This window comes from Streptomyces collinus Tu 365, from assembly GCF_000444875.1.
GTDB classification, from domain to species: Bacteria; Actinomycetota; Actinomycetes; order Streptomycetales; family Streptomycetaceae; genus Streptomyces; species Streptomyces collinus_A.
Genome location: NC_021985.1, coordinates 3,024,706 through 3,046,242, shown reverse-complemented (window position 1 = coordinate 3,046,242; position 21,537 = coordinate 3,024,706). Strand labels below are relative to the sequence as shown.

Annotated in this window: 20 protein-coding genes; 18 read left to right on the top strand and 2 right to left on the bottom strand. The window is 73.9% G+C overall.

Going from position 1 to position 21,537, the window contains the following annotated elements; translation table 11 throughout:
- The first annotated feature begins 162 nt into the window (after positions 1-162).
- The 8 genes from B446_RS13150 (at position 163) to B446_RS13115 (ending at position 9,092) form a co-directional block, all read left to right on the top strand.
- Complete coding sequence (locus B446_RS13150; protein WP_020939931.1) at positions 163-1,251, top strand: nitronate monooxygenase; 1,089 nt, start codon at positions 163-165, stop codon at positions 1,249-1,251.
- Complete coding sequence (locus B446_RS13145) at positions 1,248-1,994, top strand: 16S rRNA (uracil(1498)-N(3))-methyltransferase (protein ID WP_020939930.1); 747 nt, start codon at positions 1,248-1,250, stop codon at positions 1,992-1,994. Before B446_RS13150 ends, B446_RS13145 begins: the two co-directional genes overlap by 4 nt.
- 14 nt (positions 1,995-2,008) lie before the next feature.
- Entirely contained in the window at positions 2,009-2,401 is a 393-nt protein-coding gene (locus B446_RS13140; RefSeq protein WP_020939929.1) for a VOC family protein, read from the top strand.
- Between the two features lie 487 nt (positions 2,402-2,888).
- A complete protein-coding gene (locus B446_RS13135) occupies positions 2,889-3,449 on the top strand; it encodes a hypothetical protein (protein ID WP_193384455.1) in 561 nt (186 codons plus the stop codon).
- A gap of 96 nt (positions 3,450-3,545) precedes the next feature.
- Positions 3,546-6,710, top strand: a complete 3,165-nt coding sequence (locus B446_RS13130; RefSeq protein WP_234967627.1) for a S41 family peptidase — start codon at positions 3,546-3,548, stop codon at positions 6,708-6,710.
- A gap of 68 nt (positions 6,711-6,778) precedes the next feature.
- The gene (locus B446_RS13125) at positions 6,779-7,132 is read left to right on the top strand and encodes a histidine triad nucleotide-binding protein (protein ID WP_020939925.1); all 354 of its coding nucleotides are present in this window, start codon (positions 6,779-6,781) and stop codon (positions 7,130-7,132) included.
- A gap of 6 nt (positions 7,133-7,138) precedes the next feature.
- Positions 7,139-8,044, top strand: a complete 906-nt coding sequence (locus B446_RS13120; RefSeq protein ID WP_020939924.1) for a ribonuclease Z — start codon at positions 7,139-7,141, stop codon at positions 8,042-8,044.
- A 55-nt stretch (positions 8,045-8,099) separates the two neighbouring features.
- Positions 8,100-9,092, top strand: a complete 993-nt coding sequence (locus B446_RS13115; RefSeq protein WP_020939923.1) for an adenosine deaminase — start codon at positions 8,100-8,102, stop codon at positions 9,090-9,092.
- On the opposite strand, the gene B446_RS13110 is transcribed toward B446_RS13115, so the two are convergent.
- Positions 9,056-10,285: a hypothetical protein gene (locus B446_RS13110; RefSeq protein WP_020939922.1), complete on the bottom strand. Its 1,230-nt coding sequence runs from the start codon at positions 10,283-10,285 to the stop codon at positions 9,056-9,058. The two genes, B446_RS13115 and B446_RS13110, sit on opposite strands and share 37 nt — an antisense overlap.
- A 536-nt stretch (positions 10,286-10,821) precedes the next feature.
- Here B446_RS13110 and B446_RS13100 point away from each other — a divergent pair.
- The 8 genes from B446_RS13100 (at position 10,822) to B446_RS13065 (ending at position 18,696) form a co-directional block, all read left to right on the top strand.
- Entirely contained in the window at positions 10,822-11,718 is an 897-nt protein-coding gene (locus B446_RS13100; RefSeq protein WP_020939921.1) for a 5-dehydro-4-deoxyglucarate dehydratase, read from the top strand.
- Positions 11,715-13,004, top strand: a complete 1,290-nt coding sequence (locus tag B446_RS13095; protein ID WP_020939920.1) for a glucarate dehydratase family protein — start codon at positions 11,715-11,717, stop codon at positions 13,002-13,004. Before B446_RS13100 ends, B446_RS13095 begins: the two co-directional genes overlap by 4 nt.
- Before the next feature lie 95 nt (positions 13,005-13,099).
- On the top strand, positions 13,100-14,242 hold the full coding sequence (locus B446_RS13090; protein WP_020939919.1) for a carbohydrate kinase family protein: 1,143 nt from the start codon (positions 13,100-13,102) through the stop codon (positions 14,240-14,242).
- Positions 14,243-14,380: 138 nt separating this feature from the next.
- Positions 14,381-15,460 carry a PhoH family protein gene (locus tag B446_RS13085; protein ID WP_078614694.1) on the top strand — a complete coding sequence of 360 codons (1,080 nt, stop codon included), beginning with the start codon at positions 14,381-14,383 and terminating at the stop codon, positions 15,458-15,460.
- A gap of 12 nt (positions 15,461-15,472) precedes the next feature.
- Positions 15,473-15,970, top strand: coding sequence for an rRNA maturation RNase YbeY (ybeY, locus tag B446_RS13080; protein ID WP_020939917.1), 498 nt, complete (start codon positions 15,473-15,475; stop codon positions 15,968-15,970).
- A gap of 15 nt (positions 15,971-15,985) precedes the next feature.
- Positions 15,986-17,278, top strand: coding sequence for a hemolysin family protein (locus B446_RS13075; RefSeq protein WP_020939916.1), 1,293 nt, complete (start codon positions 15,986-15,988; stop codon positions 17,276-17,278).
- On the top strand, positions 17,275-17,634 hold the full coding sequence (locus tag B446_RS13070) for an MmcQ/YjbR family DNA-binding protein (protein ID WP_020939915.1): 360 nt from the start codon (positions 17,275-17,277) through the stop codon (positions 17,632-17,634). The genes B446_RS13075 and B446_RS13070 overlap by 4 nt, the downstream gene beginning before the upstream one ends.
- 42 nt (positions 17,635-17,676) lie before the next feature.
- Positions 17,677-18,696 carry a S66 family peptidase gene (locus tag B446_RS13065; protein WP_020939914.1) on the top strand — a complete coding sequence of 340 codons (1,020 nt, stop codon included), beginning with the start codon at positions 17,677-17,679 and terminating at the stop codon, positions 18,694-18,696.
- On the opposite strand, the gene B446_RS13060 is transcribed toward B446_RS13065, so the two are convergent.
- Positions 18,681-20,150, bottom strand: coding sequence for an MFS transporter (locus B446_RS13060; protein ID WP_020939913.1), 1,470 nt, complete (start codon positions 20,148-20,150; stop codon positions 18,681-18,683). The genes B446_RS13065 and B446_RS13060 overlap by 16 nt on opposite strands.
- Positions 20,151-20,259: 109 nt before the next feature.
- Between B446_RS13060 and B446_RS13055 the strand changes: the two genes are divergently transcribed.
- On the top strand, positions 20,260-21,120 hold the full coding sequence (locus B446_RS13055; protein ID WP_043478169.1) for a helix-turn-helix transcriptional regulator: 861 nt from the start codon (positions 20,260-20,262) through the stop codon (positions 21,118-21,120).
- A 28-nt stretch (positions 21,121-21,148) separates the two neighbouring features.
- Complete coding sequence (locus tag B446_RS13050) at positions 21,149-21,502, top strand: hypothetical protein (RefSeq protein WP_020939911.1); 354 nt, start codon at positions 21,149-21,151, stop codon at positions 21,500-21,502.
- Positions 21,503-21,537 lie beyond the last annotated feature (35 nt).

Here is a 21,537-nt window from a genome sequence, read left to right as displayed (position 1 = left end):
CCGGCAGGGCGGTCCGGACCCGGTCCGGACCGCCGCCCGGTCCACGGCCCGCACCGCCGTCGGCGGCGGTGCGCACGGGGCGCCCGGACCCCCTGTGCCACTGGCCTATGCCGCCGGACGCCCGGATTCGGACTTGTTTCAAGGACGTGACAACATGCGCTCATGTCCTCCGCACTGACCGATCTCTTCCCACTTCCGATCGTGCAGGCCCCCATGGCGGGCGGTGTCTCCGTCCCGCAGCTCGCGGCCGCCGTGTCCGAGGCGGGCGGTCTCGGCTTCCTCGCCGCCGGGTACAAGACCGCCGACGGCATGTACCAGGAGATCAAGCAGCTGCGCGGGCTCACGTCCCGCCCGTTCGGCGTGAACCTCTTCATGCCCCAGCCCGAGTACGCGGAGTCGGGCGCGGTGGAGGTCTACGCGCACCAGCTGGCCGGCGAGGCCGCCTGGTACGAGACCGAGCTGGGCGACCCCGACAGCGGACGCGACGACGGCTACGACGCCAAGCTCGCCGTCCTCCTCGACAACCCGGTCCCGGTGGTCTCCTTCCACTTCGGTGTGCCCGGCGGGGACGTCCTCGACTCGCTGCGCCGGGCCGGCACCCTCACCCTGGTCACCGCCACCACCGCCGAGGAGGCCCTCGCCGTCGAGCGGGCGGGTGCGGACGCGGTGATCGCGCAGGGTGTCGAGGCCGGCGGCCACCAGGGCACCCACCGGGACCTCGCGGAGAACGACGGCTCCGGCATCGGGCTGCTCTCGCTTCTCGCGCAGGTCCGCGAGACCGTGCGCATCCCGGTCGTCGCGGCCGGCGGCATCATGCGCGGCGCCCAGATCGCCGCCGTCCTCGCCGCGGGCGCGAGCGCGGCCCAGCTCGGCACCGCGTTCGTCGCCACCCACGAGTCCGGCGCGCCCGCCCCGCACAGGCAGGCGCTGACCAACCCGCTGTTCACGCGTACCGAGCTGACCCGGGCCTTCTCCGGCCGCCCGGCGCGCGCCCTGGTCAACCGCTTCCTGCGCGAGCACGGCCCGTACGCCCCCGCCGCGTACCCCGAGGTCCACCACCTGACCTCGCCGCTGCGCAAGGCCGCGGCCAAGGCGGGAGACGCCCAGGGCATGGCGCTGTGGGCCGGCCAGGGCCACCGGATGGCCCGCGAGCTGCCCGCCGGTGAACTCGTGCGGGTGCTGACGGCCGAACTCACCGCGGCCCGGACAGCGTTGTCGGGCCCGGCCGGCGCGGGAGGTGAGGGGCGATGACGGCACCGGTCTTCGTCGTCGAGCACTTCGACGCGGACGGTCACCGCTACGTCCTGGACGGGCCCGAGGGCCGCCACGCGGTCTCGGTCAAGCGCCTCGAGGCGGGCGAGGAGGTCGTCCTCACGGACGGCGCCGGACGCCACGCCGTGTGCGAGGTGATCGGCACCGAGGGCAAGGACCGGCTGATCGTCCGCCTGGGCGCCGTCACCGAGGAGCCGGAGCCCGCACCGCGCATCACCGTCGTGCAGGCCCTGCCCAAGGGAGACCGCGGTGAGGTCGCCGTCGAGACCATGACGGAGGTCGGCGTCGACGCCGTCGTGCCCTGGCAGGCGGCCCGCTGCGTCACCCAGTGGCGGGGCGACCGCGGGCTGAAGGCCCTCGGCAAGTGGCGGGCCACCGCCCGGGAGGCCGGCAAGCAGTCCCGCCGGGTCCGCTTCCCCGAGATCGCGGACGCGGCCACCACCAAGCAGGTCGCCGCGCTCCTCGCCGGGGCCGACTTCGCCGCCGTGCTGCACTCCGACTTCGCGCACGGCAGCGCGCCGCTGGCCACCGCCGAACTCCCCGACCGGGGCGAGATCGTGCTGGTGGTCGGGCCCGAAGGCGGAGTCTCCCGCGACGAGTTGGCCCTCTTCGAGGAGGCGGGTGCCCGCGCCTACGTGCTCGGCCCCTCCGTCCTGCGCACGTCCACCGCCGGCACCGCCGCCGCGGCCCTGCTCCTGGGCCGCACCGGCCGCTGGTCCTGACCCCGAGGGACACGATGGAACTCGCCCAGATACGGCTCCTCGTCACCGACTTCCCGGCCTGCTACCGGTTCTACGCCGAGGTCCTCGGCCTCACCCCGCAGTCCGGAGCGGCCGAGGGCCCGTACGAGAAGTTCAGCCCGCACGCCGGCTCGGCCGGGATCGCGCTCCAGGACCGCGCCATGATGGCCGGCGTCCTTCCCGAACTGGGCGGCGCCGCCACGGGCCACCGCTCCCTGGTCGTCCTGCGCGTCGACGACCTGGACGCCTACTGCGAGGAGATCGGCTCCCGCGGCGCGACCGTCCTGCACGGGCCCGCCCCCATGACGGACCGCATGCGGGTGGCCCACCTCAAGGACCCGGAGGGGAACATGGTGGAGCTCCAGGAGTGGCTGCTGCTGCGTACCTGACGGCCGCCGGGAGCAGCGGCCAGCCGTCCATCTCGCCGCAGTGCGCCTCGCCGCCGGCCGTCTCCCGTGCCCGCACCACGTCCACGAACGCCCGTACGACGGACGGCAGGTGGAGATTGGCCGTGTTCCCGTGCTCGTCGCTCACGAGCCCGGAGTGGCTGTACGCCTCGCTGCCCGCCACCCGTCCCGGGCCGCCCCGGAAGACGAGCCGGGCGGCGGGCCGGTCGGTCCGGCCGTCCCGGTACAGCACCAGCGTCTCCTGGCAGGGGGCGCCGTCGGCCCGGTGCCGGTGCCCGACCCGCCACCACCACGACTCCCCGTCCGGCCCGGCCAGTCGTCTGAGTCTGCCTCTCCCGCCCATCGGGTCAGCCTACGTCGGCCCGGACGCCACGGCCGCCCCAAGGCCGCCCCACGGGCGCGCGCCCGAACGGGTGAGTGGCCGTAAGCGGTCTTCCGCACCGCCCGCACCGGTGGCACGCTGCCCTGCATGGGGGCTTCGAGACGAATCGGACAGCGGCCACGAGCCACGCGCGCACTGGCCGTGGCGGGACTCGCGATGGTGACGGTGGGCGTGGTGACGGCGTGTCAGCCGGGTGACCTCAGCTCGGCCGCGGTGGCGTACACCACCGACAAGACCGCCACCGACGAACTCAAGCGCCGTCACGTGGACATCAGTTGGCTCACCTGCACCGGCAACTACGGCAAGGGCGGCTACACGCCGGGGAGGTCCCCCTCGCCGACCGAGACCACCGTCGTCTCCGTCGACTGCCAGGGGAAGACCGAGGACGGCCGGAAGATCACCGTCACGGGCAGGGTGACCAGGGCCGTCGACGGCGCCTGCGTGCGCGGGGACCTGACCGCCCGGGTCGGCGGCCGGCAGGTGTTCCGGGTCAGCGGGCTCGGCGACTGCGACGCCACGACCGGGCCGACGTACCGGCCGCCCGTCACCTATCGCCCCACCGGCGGGCAGCCCACCGTCACGGTCACCGTCACCCGGACCCTGTGGTGCAAGGGCGACCCGACCTGCTGGCCCGTGGAGGGCAAGTGATCCGAACCGGGGGCGGACGCACCGGCCGCTGCGTAGAGTGACGGGGTGACTCAGAGCGCTCCGGCAGGACCCTCCGGCTACCTCCGATTCCCGCACCTGAACGGCGACTTGGTGACCTTCACCGCCGAGGACGACGTCTGGCTGGCCCCCCTGGACGGCGGCCGGGCCTGGCGGGCCGGCGCCGACAACGTGCCGGTGAACCACCCCCGCATCTCGCCCGACGGCACCACCCTCGCCTGGACCTCGACCCGGGACGGCGCCCCCGAGGTGTACGTCGCCCCGGTCGACGGCGGGCCCTCCAGGCGGCTGACCCACTGGGGGAGCCTCAAGACCCAGGTGCGCGGCTGGACCCCGGACGGCGAGGTCCTCGCACTCAGCACCCACGGCCAGGCGAGCCTGCGCCGCACCTGGGCGCGGGCCGTCCCGCTGGACGGCGGACCGGCCGCCACCCTGCCCCACGGTCCGGTCGGCGACATCGCCCACGGGCCGCACACCGTGCTGCTGAGCGCCCCGATGGGCCGCGAGGCCGCCTGGTGGAAGCGCTACCGGGGCGGCACCGCGGGCAAGCTGTGGATCGACCGCGGCGCCGGCGAGTTCGTCCGGCTGCACGAGGACCTGGACGGCAACATCGAGTACCCGCTGTGGGCCGGCGACCGGGTGGCGTTCCTCTCCGACCACGAGGGCACCGGAGCCCTCTACTCCTCCCTCGCCGACGGGTCCGACCTGCGGCGCCACACCCCCCTCGACGGCTTCTACGCCCGCCACGCCGCCTCCGACGGCACCCGCGTCGTCTACTCCAGCGCGGGCGAGCTCTGGCTGCTCGACGACCTCGACGGCGCCGAACCGCGCCGCCTGGACATCCGGCTCGGCGGCCCGCGCGTCGATCTCAGGCCCTTCCAGCTGAACGCCTCCCGCTGGTTCGGGCACGCGACCCCCGACCACACCGCGCGCGGCAGCGCGGTCGCCGTGCGCGGCACCGTCCACTGGGTCACCCACCGCTCGGGCCCGGCCCGCGCCCTCGCCGCACAGCCCGGCGTGCGCGCCCGGCTCCCGCGCGCCTTCCGCGCCGACGGCGAGGAGTGGGCGGTGTGGGTGACCGACGCCGAGGGCGAGGACGCCCTGGAGTTCGCGCCCGCCACCGGCGCCACCCCCGGCGCGACCCCGCGCCGGATCGCCGCCGGACAGCTCGGCCGCGTCCTGGAGCTGGCCGTGGCCCCCGACGGCAGCCGGGCCGCCGTGGCCGCGCACGACGGACGGCTGCTGCTGGTCGAGCGGGACAGCGGCGAGGTCCGCGAGGTCGACCGCAGCGACCACGGGGACGTCAGCGACCTCGCCTTCTCACCCGACTCCGGCTGGCTCGCCTGGTCGCACCCCGGCCCGCGCCCGCTGTGCCAGCTGCGCATCGCCAACACCACCGACCTGTCGGTCACCGAGGCGACCCCGCTGCGCTTCCAGGACTACCAGCCCGCCTTCACCCTGGACGGCAAGCACCTCGCCTTCCTCTCCAGCCGCTCCTTCGACCCGGTCTACGACGAGCACGTCTTCGACCTGGCCTTCGTCGAGGGCGCCCGGCCGCACCTGATCACCCTCGCCGCGACGACGCCGTCCCCGTTCGGTCCGCAGCGGCACGGCCGGCCCTTCGGCACCCCCGACAAGGACGAGACCCCCGACAGCGAGGGCACCCCGGTCACCCGCGTCGACCTCGACGGCCTGGCCGACCGCATCGTGCCGTTCCCGGTCGAGGCCGCCCGCTACTCCAACCTGCGCGCCGCCAGGGACGGCCTGCTCTGGCTGCGCCATCCCGTGCGCGGAGTCCTCGGCGCCTCCCGGGCCACCCCGGACGCCCCCGACCCCAAGACCGAGCTGGAGCGCTACGACCTCGCCCAGCAGCGCCTGGAGCATCTCGCCGCCGACGCGGACCGCTTCGAGGTCAGCGGTGACGGCAAGCGGGTGCTGCTGTGGGCCGACGGCCGGCTCAGGGTGGTGCCCGCCGACCGGCGGGCCTCCGACGACGAGGACCGCGACTCGAACGTCACCGTCGACCTGACCCGGGTCCGGCAGACGGTCGACCCCGCCGCCGAGTGGCGGCAGATGTTCGACGAGACCGGCCGCATCATGCGGGACAACTTCTGGCGCCCGGACATGGCCGGCGTCGACTGGGACGGCGTGCTCGACCGCTACCGGCCCGTCCTCGCCCGCCTCGCCACCCACGACGACCTGGTGGACCTGCTGTGGGAGGTGCAGGGCGAACTCGGCACCTCCCACGCCTACGTCACCCCGCGCGGCGGCCACGGCCGCGGGCCCCGCCAGGGCCTGCTCGGCGCCGACATCTCCCGGCACGAGGACGGCGGCTGGCGCGTCGACCGCGTCCTGCCCACCGAGACCTCCGACCCGGACGCCCGCTCCCCGCTCGCCGCGCCCGGTGTCGCCGTGCGCCCCGGGGACGCCATCGTCGCCGTCGGCGGACAGCCCGTCGACCCGGTCACGGGGCCGGGACCGCTGCTGACCGGCACGGCCGGCAAACCGGTCGAGCTGACCGTCTCGCCCGCCGGCGGCGGCGACCCCCGGCACGTGGTCGTCGTCCCGCTCGCGGACGAGGAACCCCTGCGCTACCACGCCTGGGTCGCCGACCGCCGCGCCCACGTGCACGCCCGCTCCGGCGGCCGTCTCGGCTACCTCCACGTGCCCGACATGCAGGCGCCCGGCTGGGCCCAGATCCACCGCGACCTGCGCGTCGAGGTGGCCCGCGAGGGCCTCGTCGTCGACGTCCGGGAGAACCGCGGCGGCCACACCTCCCAGCTCGTCGTGGAGAAGCTGGCCCGGCGGATCGTCGGCTGGGACGTACCCCGGGGCATGCGGGCCGAGAGCTATCCGCTGGACGCGCCGCGCGGCCCCGTCGTCGCCGTCGCCAACGAGTTCTCCGGGTCCGACGGCGACATCGTCAACGCGGCGATCCGCGCCCTCGGCATCGGCCCGGTCGTCGGCACCCGCACCTGGGGCGGCGTCATCGGCATCGACAGCCGCTACCGCCTGGTCGACGGCACCCTGATCACCCAGCCCAAGTACGCCTTCTGGCTGGAGGGTTACGGCTGGGGCGTGGAGAACCACGGCGTGGACCCGGACGTGGAGGTGGTCCAGCGCCCGCAGGACTGGGCGGCGGGCCGGGACGCCCAGCTCGACGCGGCGATCGCGCTCGCGCTGGAGGCACTGCAGGAGCGGCCCGCCAAGACCCCGCCGGACCTGCCGGACCTGCCGTCCTGAGGTGACCGGCGCCCGACCGACTACCATGCCCCCGTACTGATCACCACCGGCGAAAGCGAGCGCAGCGAATGGCGGGAGAGCCGCAGGACGACTGCCTGTTCTGCAAGATCGTCGCGGGTCACATCCCGGCGACCATCGTCCGCGAGACCGAGACCACCGTCGCCTTCCGTGACATAAACCCCCAGGCGCCGACCCACGTCCTGGTGATCCCCAAGGCGCACTACGAGAACGCGGCCGCGCTCGGCGCGGGCGCCCCGCAGCTCGCCGCCGACGTGCTCGCCGAGACGCAGGCCGTCGCCGACGAGGAGAAGCTGGACAGCTACCGCGTGGTCTTCAACACCGGCAGCGGCGCGGGCCAGACCGTCTGGCACGCCCACGCGCACGTCCTCGGGGGCCGCGGCCTTCAATGGCCGCCCGGATGACTCGCCATGTCAGTCCGTGAACTGGTGGTCCTCGGCACCGCCAGCCAGGTCCCGACCCGGCACCGCAACCACAACGGCTACCTGCTGCGCTGGGACGGCGAGGGGCTCCTGTTCGACCCCGGCGAGGGCACCCAGCGGCAGATGCTGCGCGCCGGGGTCGCCGCCCACGACCTGCACCGGATCTGTGTGACGCACTTCCACGGCGACCACTCCCTCGGCCTCGCCGGCGTCATCCAGCGGATCAACCTCGACCGGGTGCCGCACGAGATCAGCGCGCACTACCCGCTCTCCGGGCAGCGCTTCTTCGACCGGCTGCGGTACGCGACCGCCTACCGGGAGACCGTCCGCCTCACCGAGGCGCCGGTCGCCGCGGACGGCAACCTCGCGGTGACCCCGGCGTACACCCTGGAGGCCCGCAGGCTGTCCCACCCCGTGGAGTCCTACGGCTACCGGCTGACCGAACCCGACGGCCGCCGCATGCTGCCCGACCGGCTCGCCGCGCACGGCATCTCGGGCCCGGACGTCGGCCGCCTCCAGCGCGAGGGCCGGCTCGGCGACGTGACGCTGGACGACGTCAGCGAGACGCGGCACGGGCAGCGGTTCGCGTTCGTCATGGACACCCGGCTGTGCGACGGGGTGCACGCCCTCGCCGAGGGCTGCGACCTGCTCGTCATCGAGTCCACGTTCCTCGACGAGGACATCGAACTGGCCGTCGACCACGGGCATCTGACGGCGGGCCAGGCGGCCGGCGTGGCCCGGGACGCGGGCGTGCGCCACCTCGTCCTCACCCACTTCAGCCAGCGCTACTCCGACCCCGGGGAGTTCGAGCGGCAGGCACGCGCCGCCGGGTTCGAGGGCGAGCTGACCGTGGCGCACGACCTGCAGCGGGTGCCGCTCCCCAAGCGCCGCTGAGGCGCCGCCGACGCGCCGGATGAAGTCGCAGGTGGGAGCGCCGTACGATGCTCTGATGCCTCTCCCGAAAGCAGAACTGCACCTTCACATCGAAGGCACCCTGGAGCCCGAGCTGGCGTTCGAGCTGGCCGCCCGCAACGGCGTCGAGCTGCCGTACGCCGACACCGAGGACCTGAGCAGGGCGTACCGGTTCGAGGACCTCCAGTCCTTCCTGAACCTGTACTACGAGCTGATGGCCGTCCTGCGCACCGAGCGGGACTTCGAGGACCTGGCCGACGCCTACCTCGCCCGTGCCGCCGCGCAGGGCGTGCGGCACGCGGAGATCTTCTTCGACCCGCAGGCCCACCTCGCCCGGGGCGTCGCCATGGGCACCGTCGTGGACGGGCTCTGGCGGGCGCTCGGCCGCAGCGAGGAGACCCACGGCGTCTCCACGAGGCTCATCATGTGCTTCCTGCGTGACGAGTCCGCCGAGTCGGCGCTGGAAACCCTTCGGCTGGCCCGGCCGTACCTGGACCGGATCACCGGGGTCGGCCTGGACTCGGCCGAGGTCGGCCATCCGCCGGTGAAGTTCCGCGAGGTGTACGAGGCGGCCGCCGCGCTCGGCCTGCGCCGGGTGGCGCACGCGGGCGAGGAGGGGCCGCCGGAGTACATCACCGAGGCCCTGGACGTGCTCGGCGTGGAGCGCGTCGACCACGGCCTGCGCTGCATGGAGGACCCGGCGCTGGTCGAGCGGCTGGTGCGGGAGCGCGTCCCGCTGACCCTGTGCCCGCTGTCCAACGTCCGGCTGCGCGCCGTGGACGTCCTCTCCGCGCACCCGCTGCCGGCCATGCTCGACGCCGGCCTGCTGTGCACGGTCAACTCCGACGACCCGGCCTACTTCGGCGGCTACGCGGGCGACAACTTCGACGCGGTGCGCTCCGCGCTCGGCCTCTCCGAGGAGCGGCTGCGCGAGCTGGCCCGCAACTCCTTCGTCGCCTCCTTCCTGGAGGACGACGAGGAGCGGCGGGCCCGCTACCTCGCCGAGGTGGAGGCGTACGAGTTCGGGTAGGCGGTGTCGTACGTCCGCCGGGCGGGCACGGCGGGGGTCTCCACCACGATCTCCACCACGGGCAGCGGCCGCCGGCCCGCGCGCAGCGCCACCACCGTCATCGGCACCGCCACCGCGAGCAGTCCGCAGGCCAGGATCGCGCCCATGGCCGGGAACCCGGCCCACGCGGCCAGCACGCTCCCGGCCAGCGGGCCCGCCGCCGTGCCCAGCGACCCCGCCGAGCCGACCAGCACCGCCCAGCGGCCGCGCGGGTCGAGGGAGGCGGCCAGCCCGATGACGTACGACAGCACGACCGGGTAGAGCAGGTTCCAGGAGATCTCGCCCGCCGCGAAGGAGGGCAGGCCGGTCGCCGACGCGCTGACCGCGATGCAGCCCGCGATGAGCGCCGTGCCCGCGCCGATCGGCACCGCCCGGCCCAGCCGGGGCCCCAGCGCCCCGGCGCCCACGACCCCGAGCAGCCCGGCGCCGAGCGCGGCCGCGAACACCGCGCCGACCGTGACCTCGCCGAGGTGCGCCTGACCGAGACCGATGCGGCCGCTGACGCCCCACAGCGAGTTCTGCGCCAGGGACCAGCACGGCATCACCGCGGCCAGCAGCAGCCCGGCCCGCCGGTGGGGGAGGCGCCCGCGCCCGGTGGGCTGGGTGCGGCCCTGGCCGGTGCGGCCGGGCAGGCGGCCGGTGAGCGGCCACACCGCGGCCGCGGTGAGCGCGAGCGCGGCGAGCGGCTGCCCGTGGCCCGGGCCGAGGTGCGGGATCGTCAGGTACAGGGCGCCGGCCAGTGCGGAGACCCCGAGCAGACCGAACGTGGTGACCCGGTGCGGGTCCCGCTGCGCGGCGATGCCGCAGGCGGCGACCGCCGTGGCCGTGCCGGAGCCGAACCCGCCGACGACCGCGCCCGCCACGACGGCCGGCACCAACCCGGTGAGCGCGGCCGCGCCGTAGCCGAGGACGGCGAGCGTGAGGCCGAACCGGGCGAGGGCGCGCGGGCCGATCCGCTCCACCCGGGAGGCGAGCAGGAAGCCGGCCGCCGCCGAACTCAGCAGCAGCGCACTGCCGATGGCGCCGGCCTCGGTGGCGGAGAGCGGGAGTCCGCTGTCCAGCCGGCCCACGGTGGTGGGCAGCAGATAGGGGGCCAGGTACCCGGCCGTGAACAGGGCGACGAGGGGCCAGGGCATGGAGCGGGGGGCGGACACGGGCGTTCCCAGGGCAGGCGGGAGCGACGGCTCGGAAGGAGCCGGCGGGAGGGGGAGGGGCGACGGCCGTCGACGGACGGGAACGCGCGAGCAAGTTGTATCAAGCACGCGGTTCCGGAAGAAGCTCGGACAGAGTGATCTGGATCACTCCTGTGTTTGCCTCATGCGAGTGCGGGTAGGTGTGAGTGCCCCTGCGGGCCGGTTGGCCCGCACCCCGCGGGATGCGCTATGGTTGATCACGTCGCGGTCGCCGGTAACTCCCGGTACCGGACCGTGCGTTGGTGGTCCAAGGAAAGACGCCCCACTTCCTGTGGGGAGATGCAGGTGCAAGGCCTGCCCGGCGCTCCAGCAGAGCCCCGTCCCGCTTGTGCGGGACGGGGCTCTTTTCCGTTGCCCTCCATTGACGGCCGCGGGTCCGTGTATCTAGCCTCTTTCGCATCAGGCGTTCGCATACATGGACGACATTCATAAGGGGAGATGGTCAGGTGGCTGGCGACCCGAGTCCGCAGGACGTGGCGCGGCGACTGCGGGAGGGCATGGCGCGCGGCGTGCTGTCCTTCCCGCTCACCGCCTTCCACGACGACGGCTCCCTCGACCCCGACGGCTTCCGCGCCCACGTCGCCGCCCGGCTCGCCGCCGCGCCCGGCGGCGTGTTCCCGGCCTGCGGCACCGGGGAGTTCTTCTCCCTGGACGAGGACGAGTACCGGCAGGTCGTCGCCATCACCGTCGAGGAGGCGGCCGGCCGGGTGCCGGTGGTGGCCGGGACCGGGTACGGCTGGGCGCAGGCCGCCCGGTTCGCGCGCATCGCGGAGGAGGCGGGCGCCGACGCCCTGCTCGTCCTGCCGCACTACCTCGTCGCCGCCCCGCAGGACGGCCTGGCCGCCCAGCTCGAACAGCTCGCGGCCCGCACCCGGTTGCCGCTCGTCGCCTACCAGCGCGGCCAGGTCGCCTACACCGCGGACACGGTCCGGCGCATCGCGCGCGTCCCGAACGTCATCGGCCTCAAGGACGGCCACAGCGACCTCGACCGCCTCCAGCGCCTCACCCTCGCCGCCCCCGAGGACTTCCTGTTCTTCAACGGCGCCGCCACCGCCGAGATCCAGGCCCGCGCCTACGCCACCGTCGGCGTCCCCGCCTACTCCTCGGCCGTCCACGCCTTCGCGCCCGAGATCGCCGGCGCCTTCTTCCACGCGCTGCGTGCCGGCGACCACGACATCACCGGCAAGCTGCTGCGCGCCTTCTACGTCCCCCTCGTCGAACTGCGCGACCGGGTACCGGGGTACGCGGTCTCCCTGGTCAAGGCGGCCGCCCGGCTGCGCGGCGAGCGTGTCGGCCCCGTCCGCGCCCCGCTCACCGACCCCTCGCCCGCCGACCTCGCCGAGCTGAAGACCCTGCTCACCACCGGACTCGACCTCGTAGGAGCACCACTGTGACCCGAGACCTGACCGTCGCCGAGGTACGGCTCACCCCGATCCTGGTCGCCGACCCGCCCCTGCTCAACACCCAGGGCGTCCACCAGCCGTACACCCCCCGGCTGATCGTGGAGGTCGTGACGGCCGACGGGACCACCGGACTCGGTGAGACCTACGGCGACACCAAGTACCTGGAACTGGCCCGCCCGCTGGCCGAGCACCTCACCGGACGCCGGGTCACGGACGTGAACGAGCTGTTCGCCCTCGACCTCGCCGTCGACGAGTCCCGGACCGGGGCCGCCGTGGACGCCGGCGGGCTGCGGGGCGTGCAGACCGCCGACAAGCTGCGGCTGTCCGTGCTCTCGGCCTTCGAAGTGGCCTGCCTGGACGCCCAGGGCAAGGCGTCCGGGCTGCCGGTGCACGCGCTGCTCGGCGGCAGGGTGCGCGACTCGGTCGAGTACAGCGCCTACCTCTTCTACAAGTGGGCCGGCCACCCGGACGGCGTCGCCGCCGAGCCCGACGACTGGGGCGCCGCCCTCGACCCGGCCGGAGTGGTCGCCCAGGCGCGGCGGTTCACCGAGCGCCACGGCTTCACCTCCTTCAAGCTCAAGGGCGGCGTCTTCCCGCCCGAGGAGGAGATCGCCGCCGTCCGCGCCCTCGCCGAGGCGTTCCCCGGGCGTCCGCTGCGGCTCGACCCCAACGGCGCCTGGTCGGTGGAGACCGCCCTGAAGGTGGCCGGGGAACTCCACGACGTCCTGGAGTACCTGGAGGACCCCACGCTGGGCACCCCGGCGATGGCCGAGGTCTCCGCCGCGACGGAGGTCCCCCTCGCCACCAACATGTGCGTGACCACCTTCGGTGAGATCAGGGAGGCGTTCACCCGCGACGCCGTGCAGGTGCTGCTCTGCGACCACCACTACTGGGGCGGACTGCGCAACACCGGGCACCTCGCCGCGATCTGCGCCGCCTTCGGCGTCGGTCTCTCCATGCACTCCAACACCCACCTCGGCATCAGCCTCGCCGCGATGACCCAGGTCGCGGCCACCGTGCCGGGCCTGCACCACGCCTGCGACTCGCACTACCCCTGGCAGGCGGAGGACGTCCTCACCGAGCGCATCGCCTTCACCGGCGGCCGGGTCGCCGTCTCCGACGCGCCCGGGCTCGGCGTCGAGCTGGACCGGGACGAACTGGCCCGGCTGCACCGGCGGTGGGCCGAGGACGACGGCACCCTGCGCGACCGCGACGACGCCGCGGCGATGCGGGTGGCCGACCCCGGGTGGCGCACCCCGGCCATGCCCCGCTGGTAGTACCGGCCCAGGTGCGCGGGGACGGCGCGCGGGGACCCGCGCCGGACGGGCGGTGGTGCACACTGGCCAGATCCGCACACGTCAGGGAGCGCACCGTGACCCCGTCCCACCCGAGCGCCGGAGAGGAACCGGAGCACCTCACGCGGACCGCGCGCGGCCAGGTCCAGGTCGACCCGCTGGCCGCGCTGCGCACACCCGCCGACCCGCCCTGGGACGTCTACCTCACGGGCACGGTCTTCCTCGACATCATCTTCACCGGCCTGGACTCGGCGCCCGTGCGCGGCACCGAGTCCTGGGCCCGGGGCATGGGGTCGAGCCCGGGCGGGGTCGCCAACATGGCCACCGCGCTGGCCCGCCTCGGCCTGCGGACGTCCCTCGCCGCCGCCTTCGGCGACGACCACTACGGCGAGTACTGCTGGGACGCGCTGCACCAGGGCGAGGGCATCGACCTCGGGCCCTCGCGCACGGTGCCCGGCTGGCACTCGCCGGTCACCGTCTCCATGGCCTACGAGGGCGAGCGGACGATGGTGTCGCACGGGCACGAGCCGCCGCCGGAGGAGACCGCCCCCGACTTCCCGCCCCGCGCGCGTGCCGCCGTCGCCTCGCTCACTCCCGGCCGGCCCGCCTCCTGGATCGCCGAGGCCGCGCGCGCCGGCACCCGCATCTTCGCCGACGTCGGCTGGGACGACACGGGAGCCTGGGACCTGTCCGCGCTCACCGACCTGGGGCACTGCGAGGCGTTCCTGCCCAACGCGGCGGAGGCGATGCGGTACACGGGGGCCGACTGCCCGAAGGCGGCCGCGCACGCGCTGACCGCCCATGTGCCGCTGGCGGTGGTGACCCTGGGGTCGGAGGGCGCGTACGCGGTCGACCGGCGCACGGGGGAGAGCGCCGAGGTGCCCGCCATCGCGGTGGAGGCGCTGGACCCCACCGGCGCGGGTGACGTGTTCGTGGCCGGTTTCGTCACCGGGACGCTGGCCGGCTGGCCGCTCGCCGACCGCCTCGCCTTCGCCGGGCTCACCGCGGCGCTGTCCGTCCAGGAGTTCGGCGGATCGCTGTCGGCGCCGGGGTGGTCGGAGATCGGGGCGTGGTGGCGCAGGGTGCAGTCGGCGCCCGGCCAGGAACCGATGGCGCTGCGCAGGTTCGCGTTCCTCGACGGGCTGGTGCCCGAGGTGCTCGACCGGCCCTGGCCGCTGCGGCGGGCCGTGCCGACCATCGGGTTCGGCCGGTCCCGCTGAGCCACCGGCCCGGGGCCGGTGTGCCCTCGCCAAAACCCCTACGGCCTTGTCACCCGCCCGTCGTACCCTGGAAGCGCGAGGCCGCCCTCAGCTACGCGGCCGTGACGAGGAGGAACCGCAGGCCTACAGAGCCGGCCCATGACTCAGACACCCACAGCTCACACCCCCGCGCAGGAGCGGGCGAGAGCGCAGCTGACAGTCCCCGCTCAGCACCCCATGGTGACCGTGCTGGGCTCAGGCGACTCCCTCCTGCGCGTGATCGAGAAGGCGTTCCCGGCAGCCGACATCCATGTCCGGGGCAATGAGATCAGCGCGGTCGGCGACCCCTCGGACGTCGCCCTCATTTCGCGCGTGTTCGACGAGATGATGCTGGTGCTCCGCACCGGGCAGCCGATGACGGAGGACGCAGTGGAACGCTCGATCGCCATGCTCAAGGCGAGCGACAACGGGACGAGCGACGGCCCGGAGACCCCGGCCGAGGTGCTGACTCAGAACATCCTGTCCTCGCGCGGGCGCACCATCCGCCCCAAGACGCTCAACCAGAAGCGGTACGTCGACGCGATCGACAAGCACACGATCGTCTTCGGCATCGGCCCGGCCGGCACCGGCAAGACCTACCTGGCCATGGCCAAGGCGGTGCAGGCCCTGCAGTCCAAGCAGGTCAACCGGATCATCCTCACCCGTCCCGCGGTTGAGGCGGGGGAGCGGCTCGGCTTCCTGCCCGGCACGCTCTACGAGAAGATCGACCCCTACCTGCGCCCGCTCTACGACGCGCTGCACGACATGCTCGACCCGGACTCCATCCCCCGTCTGATGGCGGCCGGGACGATCGAGGTCGCGCCGCTCGCCTACATGCGCGGCCGCACGCTCAACGACGCCTTCATCATCCTGGACGAGGCCCAGAACACGAGCCCCGAGCAGATGAAGATGTTCCTCACCCGCCTGGGCTTCGACTCGAAGATCGTGATCACCGGTGACGTGACGCAGGTCGACCTGCCGAACGGCACCAAGAGCGGTCTGCGGCAGGTGCAGGAGATCCTGGAGGGCGTGGACGACGTGCACTTCTCCCGGCTGTCGTCCCTCGATGTCGTACGGCACAAGCTGGTGGGCCGTATCGTCGACGCGTACGAGTTGTACGACAGCGAGCACGGCACCGAGAACGGCACCCACAAGGGCGGCCGTGGCAGGACCGGCGCCAAGGCTCCCAAGGGGAAGTAGACCAGCACGACCATGTCGATCGACGTCAACAACGAGTCCGGCACCGAGGTCGACGAGCAGGCGATCCTCGACATCGCCCGCTACGCGCTCGCGCGGATGCGCATCCACCCGCTCTCCGAGCTCTCGGTGATCGTCGTGGACGCCGACGCCATGGAGCAGTTGCACATCCAGTGGATGGACCTGCCCGGGCCCACCGATGTCATGTCGTTCCCGATGGACGAGCTCCGGCCGCCGTCGAAGGACGACGACGAGCCGCCGCAGGGGCTGCTCGGCGACATCGTGCTGTGCCCGGAGGTCGCCGCCAGGCAGGGGACCGAGGCGCCCACGCGGCACTCCATGGACGAGGAGCTGCAACTGCTCACCGTCCACGGGGTGCTGCACCTGCTCGGGTACGACCACGAGGAGCCGGACGAGAAGGCCGAGATGTTCGGCCTCCAGGCCGCCATCGTCGACGGGTGGCGGGCCGAGCACGGCCTGACCGGTCCGTCGCCGGCGCCCACCGTCTCGTAGGCGGGCCGCCCTCCTATGAGTCCGCAGATCGTGATCGGCGCGATCGCGCTGGTCGTGGTGGCCTGGCTCGCCGCCTGCGCGGAGGCGGGCCTCGCCCGCGTCTCCAGCTTCCGCGCCGAGGAGGCCGTGCGCACCGGGCGGCGCGGCAGCGCCAAGCTCGCCCAGATCGCCGCCGACCCCACCCGCTACCTGAACGTGGCCCTGCTGGTCCGCGTCGCCTGCGAGATGGCGGCCGCCGCCCTGGTGACGTACGCCTGCCTGCAGGAGTTCGCCGCCACCTGGCAGGCCCTGCTGGTCGCCATCGGCGTGATGGTCCTGGTGTCGTACGTCGCCGTCGGCGTCTCCCCGCGCACCATCGGCCGCCAGCACCCGCTGAACACCGCGACCGCGGCGGCCTACGTGCTGCTGCCGCTGGCCCGGGTCATGGGACCCGTCCCCTCGCTGCTGATCCTCATCGGCAACGCGCTCACCCCCGGCAAGGGCTTCCGCCGCGGTCCCTTCGCCTCCGAGGCGGAGCTGCGCGCGCTGGTCGACCTCGCCGAGAAGGAGTCGCTGATCGAGGACGAGGAGCGCCGCATGGTGCACTCGGTCTTCGAACTCGGCGACACCCTGGTGCGCGAGGTGATGGTGCCGCGCACCGACCTGGTCGTCATCGAGCGCTACAAGACCATCCGTCAGGCCCTCACCCTCGCCCTGCGCTCGGGGTTCTCCCGGATCCCGGTCACCGGCGAGAGCGAGGACGACATCGTCGGCATCGTGTACCTGAAGGACCTGGTCCGCAAGACGCACATCAGCCGGGACGCCGAGAACGACCTGGTGTCCACGGCCATGCGCCCCGCCGTCTTCGTGCCGGACACCAAGAACGCCGGCGACCTGCTGCGCGAGATGCAGAAGGACCGCAACCACGTCGCCGTCGTCATCGACGAGTACGGCGGCACCGCCGGGATCGTCACCATCGAGGACATCCTGGAGGAGATCGTCGGCGAGATCACCGACGAGTACGACCGGGAGCTGCCGCCGGTGGAGGACCTCGGTGAGGACCGCTACCGGGTCACCGCCCGCCTCGACATCACCGACCTCGGCGAGCTGTACGGCCTGGAGGAGTACGACGACGAGGACGTGGAGACCGTCGGGGGGCTGCTCGCCAAGGCGCTCGGCCGCGTGCCCATCGCCGGCGCCTCCGCCGAGGTCGAACTCCCCGACGGGCGCAGGCTGAAGCTGACGGCCGAGGCGGCGGCCGGCCGCCGCAACAAGATCGTCACGGTGCTGGTGGAGCCGGCCGGCGGCCCGGCCGGGGTGGCCGAGTGACCCCCCAGGAGCTGCGCGCCCTCTGCCTGTCCTTCAACGCGGCCGTGGAGGACTTCCCGTTCAACCCGGAGACCTCCGTCTTCAAGGTCCTCGGCAAGATGTTCGCCCTGACGAACCTGGGCGCGCGGCCCCTGACGGTCAACCTCAAGTGCGATCCGGAGGACGCGGTCCGGCTGCGCGCCGAGCACGAGGGACTGATCGTCCCCGGCTGGCACATGAACAAGCGCCACTGGAACACCGTCTCGGTGACCGGCGGCCTGCCCGACCGGCTGGTCAGGGAGCTGGTCGAGGACTCCTACGACCTCGTCGTCGCGGGCCTGCCCAGGGCGGAGCGGCTGCGGCTGGACCGGCCGTAAATCCGTGTCGGCGCCGGATGAGGCCGTGCCAGAATCCGGCGCATGAGCGTCCGATACCCGCGCCCGCTGCGCCCCGGTGACCGCATAGGTGTGACCTCGCCCTCCAGCGGGGTCGCCGAGGAGCTCCGGGGGCGGCTCGACGTCGCGGTCCGGGACCTGGAGGCGCGCGGCTACGAGGTGGTCGTCGGCCGGTGCATGGACGGCTCGACGCACATCAGCGCGCCGGCCGCCGAACGCGCCGCCGAGCTGACCGGGATGCTGACCGACCCGGCGATCCGGGCCGTGGTGCCCCCGTGGGGCGGGGAGACGGCCATCGACCTGCTGCCGCTGCTCGACTTCGAGCGGATCGGACGGGCCGAGCCGACCTGGGTCGTCGGCTGGTCCGACATCTCCACCCTCATCACGCCGCTGACCCTGCTCACCGGGGTCGCCACCGTGCACGGCAACAACCTGATGGACACGCCCTACCGGACGCCCGAGGGCCTGACGTCCTGGCTGGACATCGTCACCGCACCGCAGGGCGAGCCGTTCACGCAGACCCCGCCCGGCCGCCACCGCACCACCGGCTGGGACGACTGGACCCGCGACCCGGGGATCCGCGACCTCACCCTGGACGCCGAGGGCGGCTGGAGGCGGCTCGACGGCACCGGTGACGTGGACGTCGAGGGCCGGCTGATCGGCGGCTGCGTCGAGACCCTGGTCAACGTGGCGGGCACCCGCCTGCTGGACACGCGGTCCTTCGCGGCCGGCGACGACCTCCTCGTCTACGTCGAGGCGTGCGAGGACAACGCCTACTCCATCTGCCGCAACCTGCACGGCATGCGGCTCGCCGGGTTCTTCGAGCGCGCCGCCGCCGTCCTCGTGGGCCGCACCAAGGCGCCCGACGCCCGCACCCTCACCCAGGACGAGGCCGTCCTCGACGCCCTCGGCTCCCTGGGCGTGCCGATCGTCGCCGGTGTCGAGTGCGGACACGTGCCGCCCTACCTCCCCCTGGTGAACGGCGCGCGCGGCCGTGTGGTGCACACGGCCGCGCGGAGCGAGATCGTTCAGACCCTGGACTGACCCCGCCCGAGGCCCAGTCCCACGAGGACGGCGGTGGTCAGCACGATCGCCGCGTCCAGCGCGAGGACGGTGTGGACGCCGGACAGCAGGTCACGGGAGGTGGTGGCCAGCACGCCCAGCAGGGGGATGCCGACGGTGATGCCCACCTGCTGGGTGGACGTCACCAGGCCGGTGGCCAGGCCCTGTTCGTCGTCCGGGACGCCCGAGGTCACCGTCAGGCCGTACGAGATGATCGCGCCCAGGTGGCACATGCTCGCCAGGGACACGGCCGCCGCGGCCGGCCACACCGACCAGGTGTGGGCGTTCAGCGGCAGCAGGCAGGCCACCAGCGCGCCCTGCCCGGCCAGCGAGCCGACCAGCGTGCGGCGGGCGCCGAAGCGGCCGATGACCCGGGGGGCCAGCGTGCCGGCGACGGCCGAGAGCGCGCCCTGGAAGCCGAAGACCAGACCGGTCTCGAAGGCCGACAGGCGCAGCGTCTCCTGGAGGTACAGGGTCAGCACGAAGACCACCGTCGACATCATCGAGAAGGTGACCAGGCCGCCCAGGTTGCCCCACGCCACCGTGCGGCGGCGCAGCATGGGCAGGGAGACCAGCGGGGAGGCCGAGCGCGACTCGATCATCGTGAACGCGGTCAGCAGGAGCAGCCCCGCGGCCAGCGCGGCGATGACGTCGGTGCGGCCGAAGCCGTGGTCGGCGGCCGTGGACAGGGCGTAGATCAGCGACAGCAGGCCGGCGGTGACGGCGACCGCGCCGGGCACGTCGAGGCGCGGGCGGTCCGGGGTGCGCGACTCGGGCAGCAGACCCGGCGCCAGCGGCAGCACCGTCAGCGCGAACACGGTGAGCAGGGCCATCGTGGAGCGCCAGCCCAGCGCGTCGGTCAGCACACCGCCGGCCACCATGCCGACCGTGAAGCCCAGCGAGAGCAGCGTGCCGGAGATGCCGAGGGCGCGGTCGCGGGCCGGCCCCTCCGGGAAGGTGGTCGTCAGCAGGGACATGCCGGTCGGCACGATCGCCGCCGCGCCGAGGCCCTGCAGCGCCCGCCCGGCCAGGAAGGACGCCGGGTCCCAGGCCAGGGTCGCCAGCAGGGAGGCCGCGCCGAACAGGGCCAGGCCGGTCAGGAACAGCTTCCGGCGGCCGTACAGGTCGCCGACGCGGCCGAACAGCAGCAGGAAACCGCCGGACGGGAGCGCGAACGCGGTGACCGCCCACTGCAGGGCGGAGCGGCTCATGCCGAGGTCGGCGCCCAGCTCGGGCAGCGCCACGTTCAGGACGGAGAAGTCCAGGGCGACCATGAACTGGGCCGCGCACAGGACGAAGAGGACCAGCTTGTCCCGCGCCGACAGCCGGGGGGTGCCGAGCGGTCCGCCCGCGGGGGCGGAGGTCCGCGGGGTGGCCGGTGCGGTGGCCGGGGGTGTGGTCGGGGGTGTGGTCTGAGGGGTGGTGTCGAACGCCATGGGTAGAGCTTCCGGCGAGCGGAATACGCGTGGGGAGTCGGAACTTATGGTGGTGGTGGCACCACCAGACTCGACGGGGGAGGAGCGGTACGTGGCCGCTGCGGAGGCGATGCGCAGTCAACGGCGTGACGAGCTGCGGGAGTTCCTGATGAGCAGGCGGGCCCGGGTGAGCCCGCAGGAGGCCGGACTGCCGGGCGGCGGAGGGCGTCGCCGTACGCCCGGGCTGCGCCGGGAGGAGGTCGCCGTGCTGGCCGGGGTGGGCGCGTCCTGGTACCAGTGGCTCGAACAGGGGCGGGACATCTCGGTCTCGCCGCAGGTCCTGGACGCCGTCGCCCGGGTGCTCCGGCTCAGCGACGCCGAGCGCCGGCACCTGTACCTGCTGGCCGGGATGAACCCGCCGGAGCCCCGGGTGGCGCCCGGGAAGCGGGACATGTGCGACGGGCTGCGACGGCTGATCGACACCTGGATGCCGTACCCGGCGCACATCATGGACGCGTACTACAACTGCGTGATGTACAACGACGCGGCGGCGCTGGTCCTCGGCATGCGGCCGGACAGCACCCAGAACTGCCTCGTCGACTTCTTCGTCGATCCGCTGTACCGGTCGCGCAGCAACAGCTGGGAGCGCAACGCCCGGACGGTCGTGGCCCAGTTCCGGGCCGCCTGCGCGGCCCGGCCGGAGGACGAGGGGTTCCAGGCGGTGCTCGCCGAGGCGTCGGCGCGCAGCCCCGAGTTCGTGGCGCTGTGGGCCGAGCGGGGCATCGAGGACCAGGGGCAGGTGCGCAAGGAGCTGAAGCATCCGCTGGTCGGGACGCTGGTCGTGGAGTCGACGGTGATGAAGGTGCCGGCCCGTCCCGATCTGATGATCGTGCTGCACACTCCGCTGGACGAGGAGAACACCGCGGCGAAGCTGGAGTGGCTGGCGTCCCCGGAGGGGCGGCGGGACGCCATGCACCCCGTGGCGGGGTGAGCCCGGCGCGGCTTCGTATGCTCTGGGCATGACCGACAGCAACGCGCTCGACGCCGAGGACCGCAAGATCGTCACCCTGGCCCGTTCCGCCCGGGCTCGCAACGGTGTGCCCGAGGGCGCGGCCGTACGCGACGAGACCGGGCGCACCTACGTCGCCGGGTCGGTGGAGCTGGCCTCGCTGCGGCTGAGCGCGTTGCGCACGGCGGTCGCGATGGCCGTGGCGTCCGGGGCGCGGTCCCTGGAGGCGGCGGCCGTGGTGAGCGAGGCGGAGGCCGTGCCGGCCGAGGACCTGGCCGCCGTCGCCGACCTCGGGGGCGCCGGGACGCCGGTGCTCCTGGCCGCCCCCGACGGGACCGTCCGGCTGACCGTCTCCGCGGGCTGAGGGGGCCGGGGGCAGCAGGGGCCGCCCGGGACGCG